General features: G+C 38.9%; 8 protein-coding genes and 1 tRNA gene. 7 read left to right on the plus strand and 2 right to left on the minus strand.

Annotation, left to right across the window (positions count from 1 at the left end; genetic code table 11):
• A partial coding sequence (locus tag HT685_RS05055; protein ID WP_173226882.1) for a helix-turn-helix domain-containing protein occupies window positions 1–250 on the minus strand: 250 nt, incomplete at its 3' end.
• Window positions 251–514: 264 nt separating this feature from the next.
• Between HT685_RS05055 and gap the strand changes: the two genes are divergently transcribed.
• Window positions 515–1,525: a type I glyceraldehyde-3-phosphate dehydrogenase gene (gap, locus tag HT685_RS05060; protein ID WP_000260662.1), complete on the plus strand. Its 1,011-nt coding sequence runs from the start codon at window positions 515–517 to the stop codon at window positions 1,523–1,525.
• 68 nt (window positions 1,526–1,593) lie between these two features.
• On the opposite strand, the gene HT685_RS05065 is transcribed toward gap, so the two are convergent.
• Entirely contained in the window at window positions 1,594–2,469 is an 876-nt protein-coding gene (locus tag HT685_RS05065; protein WP_240148125.1) for an RluA family pseudouridine synthase, read from the minus strand.
• 86 nt (window positions 2,470–2,555) lie between these two features.
• On the opposite strand from HT685_RS05065, the gene pbp2a reads away from it, so the two are divergent.
• The 6 genes from pbp2a (at window position 2,556) to HT685_RS05095 (ending at window position 6,501) form a co-directional block, all read left to right on the plus strand.
• Window positions 2,556–4,751, plus strand: a complete 2,196-nt coding sequence (gene pbp2a, locus HT685_RS05070) for a penicillin-binding protein PBP2A (RefSeq protein WP_166727426.1) — start codon at window positions 2,556–2,558, stop codon at window positions 4,749–4,751.
• A gap of 52 nt (window positions 4,752–4,803) precedes the next feature.
• Complete coding sequence (gene rpmG / locus HT685_RS05075; RefSeq protein WP_001809375.1) at window positions 4,804–4,956, plus strand: 50S ribosomal protein L33; 153 nt, start codon at window positions 4,804–4,806, stop codon at window positions 4,954–4,956.
• Between the two features lie 9 nt (window positions 4,957–4,965).
• Entirely contained in the window at window positions 4,966–5,142 is a 177-nt protein-coding gene (secE, locus tag HT685_RS05080) for a preprotein translocase subunit SecE (protein WP_001210991.1), read from the plus strand.
• Between the two features lie 54 nt (window positions 5,143–5,196).
• Entirely contained in the window at window positions 5,197–5,733 is a 537-nt protein-coding gene (gene nusG, locus HT685_RS05085) for a transcription termination/antitermination protein NusG (RefSeq protein ID WP_000376739.1), read from the plus strand.
• A 119-nt stretch (window positions 5,734–5,852) separates the two neighbouring features.
• Entirely contained in the window at window positions 5,853–6,332 is a 480-nt protein-coding gene (locus tag HT685_RS05090) for a sigma-70 family RNA polymerase sigma factor (protein ID WP_173226880.1), read from the plus strand.
• Between the two features lie 97 nt (window positions 6,333–6,429).
• A tRNA-Glu gene (locus tag HT685_RS05095) sits at window positions 6,430–6,501 on the plus strand.
• The last annotated feature ends 211 nt before the right edge of the window (window positions 6,502–6,712 follow it).

Genomic DNA, 6,712 nt, shown 5'->3' on the forward strand with positions numbered 1-6,712 from the left:
TCTTCTTATAGCCACAATTCTGTCTTCTTTTAGGACATCCATTACAGACAAAGGGAGCTTTGTCGAGTAGAGGGCAAGGAAGGTTATGGCATGTAGACTCTCGGATTTGTCTGTTTCGTTTGACTTCTTTAGAAACAGTAGTTGGGTCTTTTAGAATGGATTGTCCAATAGCTTTGAAGGTTTCACCGCGCTCTAAGCCCAATTGGATATCATTACGGTCTGAAAGGGTAAGGTGTTTATGTTTTGTCATAGTGAGCCTCGTTTCTAACTCAAACGTCTCATACTTAATTCCACCATAAAAATCCGTTTTAGACTAATTTCCACTTTGGTTAGGCAAGTGGAAGTTACTTTGAGAAGTTAGCTAAAAAAGAAACTAACATAGAAAAACAATGCCCGTACTTGCAATTAAACTTAAATAGTTATATAATAGGTTTGTTGAAAGGTGATTTGTAGTGATTCAAGTTACTCTTTTCACAATAAAAATTTCATGATTTTCATAAGGAGGAAATCACTAATGGTAGTTAAAGTTGGTATTAACGGTTTCGGACGTATCGGTCGTCTTGCTTTCCGTCGTATCCAAAACGTAGAAGGTGTTGAAGTTACTCGTATCAACGACCTTACAGATCCAGTTATGCTTGCACACTTGTTGAAATACGACACAACTCAAGGTCGTTTCGACGGTACTGTTGAAGTTAAAGAAGGCGGATTTGAAGTTAACGGTAAATTCATCAAAGTTTCTGCTGAACGTGATCCAGAACAAATCGACTGGGCTAACGACGGTGTAGAAATCGTTCTTGAAGCTACTGGTTTCTTTGCTAAGAAAGCAGCTGCTGAAAAACACTTGCACGCTGGTGGAGCTAAAAAAGTTGTTATCACTGCTCCTGGTGGAAACGACGTTAAAACAGTTGTATTCAACACTAACCACGACGTTCTTGACGGTACTGAAACAGTTATCTCAGGTGCTTCATGTACTACAAACTGCTTGGCTCCTATGGCTAAAGCTCTTCAAGATAACTTTGGTGTTGTAGAAGGATTGATGACTACTATCCACGCTTACACTGGTGACCAAATGATTCTTGACGGACCACACCGTGGTGGTGACCTTCGCCGTGCTCGCGCTGGTGCTGTAAACATCGTTCCTAACTCAACTGGTGCTGCGAAAGCTATCGGTCTTGTAATCCCAGAATTGAACGGTAAATTGGACGGAGCTGCTCAACGTGTTCCTGTTCCAGCAGGTTCTGTAACTGAGTTGGTAGCAGTTCTTGAAAAGAACGTTACTGTTGACGAAGTGAACGCAGCTATGAAAGCAGCTTCAAACGAATCATACGGATACACTGAAGATCCAATCGTATCTTCAGATATCCTAGGTATGTCTTACGGTTCATTGTTTGACGCAACTCAAACTAAAGTTCTTGACGTTGACGGTAAACAATTGGTTAAAGTTGTATCATGGTACGACAACGAAATGTCATACACTGCACAACTTGTTCGTACTCTTGAATACTTCGCAAAAATTGCTAAATAATTCATGAGTCGATAAAAAGCAAGGCCTCTTGGTCTTGCTTTTCTTATATGGAAAAATGGATGACACAATCATCCATTCTTTTTTATTTCTCTTTCGAAAGTATCTGAAAGGGCAGTGAAGCTTAATTTTTCTAATGTAAGTGGATGGGTAAAGGAAAGTCGGAAGGCATGAAGCATAAGCCGACTTATCTTTGAATTGCTGTTATAGAGAGGGTCGCCCAAAATAGGGAAGTTATGATGCGAAAGGTGTACACGGATTTGATGGGTTCGACCTGTCTTTAGTTTGCAATGAACCAAGGAAGTCTTGTTTTGGAATTGCTTTAATCTGCTTACATGTGTTTCAGCATATTGCCCATTTTTTGTATCAACTATTCGCTTTCTGCGGTCATGGCGATCACGTCCGATTTTGTCTCTGAAAACAAGTTCTTTGCTGTTGATATTTCCGTCAACGAGTGCCCAATATTCCCTAGAAATCTCTTTTTTCTCCAATAAGCGGTTGAGAATGGGCAGGATAAAAGGATTTTTGGCAAAGAGAACTAAGCCACTGGTTTCCATGTCCAGACGATGAACGACATAGCAGGTTTGGTCAACGTAGGCACTGACATGGTTAAGAAGAGCGATTTCGTTTGGCTGGTTACCGTGGGTTTTCATACCCTCTGGTTTGTTGACAATAACTAAGTGTTGATCTTGATAAACTTCCTGAACGAGGTTTGGGTTGCCCCAAGGAATTTCTTTTTCGGGATAATCTTCCTCGTCAAAAGTCAACTGGCAAACATCTCCAGGACTTACCATCTCGTTCCAGTGAACTTCTTCTTGATTTATCAAAATGTGTTTCTTGATTCTCAAAAAATGACGGATTTTTCTAGGGATGAGGAGTTGTTCCTCCAGTAATTGCTTAACCGTCATTTGAGGTAAAGAGGCGGGTAATGTAAATGTGAATTGCATACAGATATTGTAACAAAAAAAGCCCTATTTGGATAGGAAATAGCTAAATTCTTGTCTTCCTATGATGAAGATGATAAAATAAACGCATGAAATTAGATAAATTGTTTGAGAAATTTCTTTCTCTTTTTAAAAAAGAAACAAGTGAACTAGAGGACTCTGATTCTACTAGCTTACGTCGCTCTCGCAGTGATCGAAAAAAATTAGCCCAAGTAGGTCCAATTCGAAAATTCTGGCGTCGCTATCATCTAACAAAGATTGTCCTTATACTAGGTTTGAGTGCAGGCTTGCTAGTTGGAACCTATTTGTTTGCTGTAGCTAAGTCAACCAATGTCAATGATTTGCAAAATGCCTTGAAAACTCGAACTATCATTTTTGACCGTGAAGAAAAAGAGGCTGGTGCCTTGTCTGGTCAAAAGGGAACCTACGTTGAGCTGACTGACATCAGTAAAAACTTGCAGAATGCTGTTATTGCGACAGAAGACCGCTCTTTCTATAAAAATGACGGGATTAACTATGGTCGTTTCTTCTTGGCGATTGTCACTGCTGGTCGTTCAGGTGGTGGTTCTACTATTACCCAACAGCTAGCTAAAAATGCCTATTTGTCACAGGATCAAACTGTTGAGAGAAAAGCGAAAGAATTTTTCTTGGCTTTAGAATTAACAAAAAAATATAGTAAGGATCAAATTCTAACCATGTACCTTAACAACGCTTATTTTGGAAATGGTGTGTGGGGTGTAGAAGATGCGAGTAAGAAATACTTTGGAGTTTCTGCGTCAGAAGTGAGTTTGGATCAAGCTGCGACTCTGGCAGGGATGCTCAAAGGACCGGAACTGTATAATCCTTTGAATTCCGTACAAGATTCGACTAATCGTCGCGACACTGTCTTACAAAATATGGTTGCAGCAGGATATATTGATAAAAACCAAGAAACCGAAGCTGCAGAAGTTGATATGACTTCGCAATTGCACGATAAGTATGAAGGGAAAATCTCAGATTACCGCTATCCTTCTTACTTTGATGCGGTGGTTAATGAAGCTGTTTCCAAGTATAATCTAACAGAGGAAGAGATTGTCAATAATGGCTACCGTATTTACACAGAGCTGGACCAAAACTATCAAGCAAATATGCAGGTTGTCTATGAAAATACATCGCTATTTCCGAGGGCAGAGGATGGAACATTTGCACAATCAGGAAGTGTAGCTCTTGAACCGAAAACAGGAGGAGTTCGTGGAGTTGTCGGTCAAGTTGCTGACAATGATAAAACTGGATTCCGAAATTTCAACTATGCAACCCAATCAAAACGTAGCCCTGGTTCTACAATTAAGCCTTTAGTTGTTTATACGCCTGCAGTTGAAGCAGGTTGGGCTTTGAACAAGCTCTTGGATAACCATACCATGCAGTATAACAGCTATAAGGTTGATAACTATGCAGGAATCAAAACGAGTCGAGAAGTTCCTATGTATCAAGCCTTGGCAGAATCGCTTAATCTACCTGCTGTTGCCACTGTTAATGATTTGGGCCTTGATAAAGCTTTTGAGGCAGGCGAAAAATTTGGACTCAACATGGAAAAGATAGACCGTGTTCTTGGTGTCGCTTTAGGAAGCGGTGTTGAAACCAACCCTCTGCAAATGGCTCAAGCATACGCTGCCTTTGCAAATGAAGGTTTAATGCCGGAAGCTCATTTTATTAGTAGAATTGAAAATGCTAGTGGTCAGGTTATTGCGAGCCATAAAAATTCACAAAAACGAGTGATTGATAAAGCTGTAGCTGACAAGATGACTAGTATGATGTTGGGGACGTTTACTAACGGTACCGGTATTAGTTCATCGCCTGCAGATTATGTTATGGCAGGGAAAACTGGTACAACCGAAGCTGTTTTTAATCCTGAATACACAAGTGACCAGTGGGTAATTGGCTATACTCCGGATGTAGTGATTAGTCACTGGCTTGGTTTTCCGACCACTGATGAAAATCACTATCTAGCAGGATCTACTTCAAATGGTGCAGCCCATGTCTTTAGAAACATTGCCAATACCATTTTACCTTATACGCCAGGAAGTACCTTCACAGTTGAAAATGCATATAAGAAAAATGGAATTGCACCAGCTAACACAAAAAGACAAGTACAAACCAATGATAATAGCCAGACAGATGATAATTTGTCTGATATTCGAGGACGTGCGCAAAGTCTAGTAGATGAGGCTAGCCGGGCTATCTCAGATGCGAAGATTAAGGAAAAGGCTCAAACAATATGGGATTCGGTAGTCAATCTATTTCGCTAAGATGCTTGTCAAAGCCTAGCTTTCTTGTTATAATAGATAAGATGGAGGCGTTATGGCACTAAAAAAAGCAAGCCTAGCTTGTGCGGTTTGTGGTTCGAGAAACTATTCAATCAAGATTAGTGGAAACCCCAAGCCTACACGACTAGAAGTAAATAAATTTTGTAAGCATTGTGGTAAGTACACTACACACAGAGAAACGAGATAGGAGAGAGCGATGCGTTTTATTGGAGATATTTTTAGACTTCTTAAAGACACAACATGGCCAACTCGCAAGGAAAGCTGGAGAGATTTTCGTTCTATCATGGAATACACAGCTTTCTTTGTAGTAATTATTTACATTTTTGACCAGTTGATTGTTTCAGGTTTGATTCGATTTATTAACATTTTTTAGAAGGTTAGTGGAGTTATTTACACTAGAAATCTTCTATTTATGAAAGGAAATATCATGGATAGTTTTGATAAAGGGTGGTTTGTTTTACAAACTTATTCTGGTTATGAAAATAAGGTAAAAGAAAATCTATTACAACGTGCACAAACCTATAATATGTTGGATAATATTCTACGCGTTGAAATTCCAACACAAACTGTGCAAGTTGAAAAAAATGGAAAGAGAAAAGAAGTAGAAGAAAATCGCTTTCCAGGTTATGTTCTTGTAGAAATGGTGATGACAGATGAAGCTTGGTTTGTTGTGCGAAACACACCAAATGTTACAGGATTTGTCGGATCACACGGGAACAGATCAAAACCAACTCCATTATTGGAACAAGAAATTCGTGACATTTTGGTATCTATGGGACAAACTGTACAAGAATTTGATTTCGATGTTGAGGTTGGTCAAACTGTACGTATTATTGATGGCGCTTTTGCAGACTACACTGGTAAGATTACAGAAATTGATAATAATAAAGTGAAAATGATTATCTCTATGTTTGGTAATGACACAGTTGCAGAAGTAAACCTAAACCAAATTGCGGAATTATAACCCTAAGAGAGGCTTGTCCTCTCTTTTTTGTGCAGTTTAGACGGTGTAGGGAACAGAACGGGGGAAATAACCAAATTAGCTTCATGATTTGTTAAACTGTAAATAGAAAGGAGAACATGATGCTTAAAGAATTGTATGAAGAAGTCCAGGGGAGTGTATATAAGTGTAGAAATGAATATTACCTTCATTTGTGGGAGTTATCGGACTGGGATCAAGAGGGAATGATATGTCTACATGAATTGATTAGTAGAGAAGAAGGGCTGGTAGAAGATATCCCACGCTTACGTAAATATTTCAAAACAAAATTCCGGAATCGAATTTTAGATTATCTCCGTAAGCAAGAAAGCCACAAACGAAGATATAATAAAGAACCCTATGAAGAAGTGGGTGAAATCAGTCATCGTATAAGTGAGGGCGGTCTGTGGCTAGATGATTATTATCTCTTTCATGAAACCCTAAGAGATTATAGAAACAAACAAAGTAAAGAGCAACAAGAAGAGCTAGAACGCGTCTTAAGAAATGAACGATTCCGAGGTCGTCAAAGAGTATTAAGAGACTTACGTATTGTGTTTAAAGAGTTTGACATCTGTACTCATTAGGAATTCATGCAAAAAAAAATTAATAAAAAATTTTAAAAAAGGTGTTGACAAGTCAGAAAAAGCCTGTATAATAGTAAGAGTTGAAAATAACAACTCTGGTCCGTTGGTCAAGGGGTTAAGACACCGCCTTTTCACGGCGGTAACACGGGTTCGAATCCCGTACGGACTATGGTATGTTGCGGTTGGAACACTTGATGAAAAAAAGTTTCAAAAAAACTTAAAAAAGTTTCAAAAAAGTGTTGACAAGCGAAAGTGACTGTGATATACTAATATAGTTGTCACTTGAGAGAAGTAAGTGACAAAGACCTTTGAAAACTGAACAAGACGAACCAATGTGCAGGGCACTACAACTAAGGTTGTAGTACTGAACAATGAAAAAA

Source organism: Streptococcus sp. 5004 (assembly GCF_013276755.1).
GTDB lineage: Bacteria > Bacillota > Bacilli > Lactobacillales > Streptococcaceae > Streptococcus.

What these genes read in the sequence shown, in the direction of transcription:
- gap (WP_000260662.1), top strand. Translation starts at nt 515, where the DNA reads ATGGTAGTTAAAGTTGGTATTAACGGTTTCGGACGTATCGGTCGTCTT.
- HT685_RS05065 (WP_240148125.1), bottom strand. Translation starts at nt 2,469, where the DNA reads ATGCAATTCACATTTACATTACCCGCCTCTTTACCTCAAATGACGGTT.
- pbp2a (WP_166727426.1), top strand. Translation starts at nt 2,556, where the DNA reads ATGAAATTAGATAAATTGTTTGAGAAATTTCTTTCTCTTTTTAAAAAA.
- rpmG (WP_001809375.1), top strand. Translation starts at nt 4,804, where the DNA reads ATGGCACTAAAAAAAGCAAGCCTAGCTTGTGCGGTTTGTGGTTCGAGA.
- secE (WP_001210991.1), top strand. Translation starts at nt 4,966, where the DNA reads ATGCGTTTTATTGGAGATATTTTTAGACTTCTTAAAGACACAACATGG.
- nusG (WP_000376739.1), top strand. Translation starts at nt 5,197, where the DNA reads ATGGATAGTTTTGATAAAGGGTGGTTTGTTTTACAAACTTATTCTGGT.
- HT685_RS05090 (WP_173226880.1), top strand. Translation starts at nt 5,853, where the DNA reads ATGCTTAAAGAATTGTATGAAGAAGTCCAGGGGAGTGTATATAAGTGT.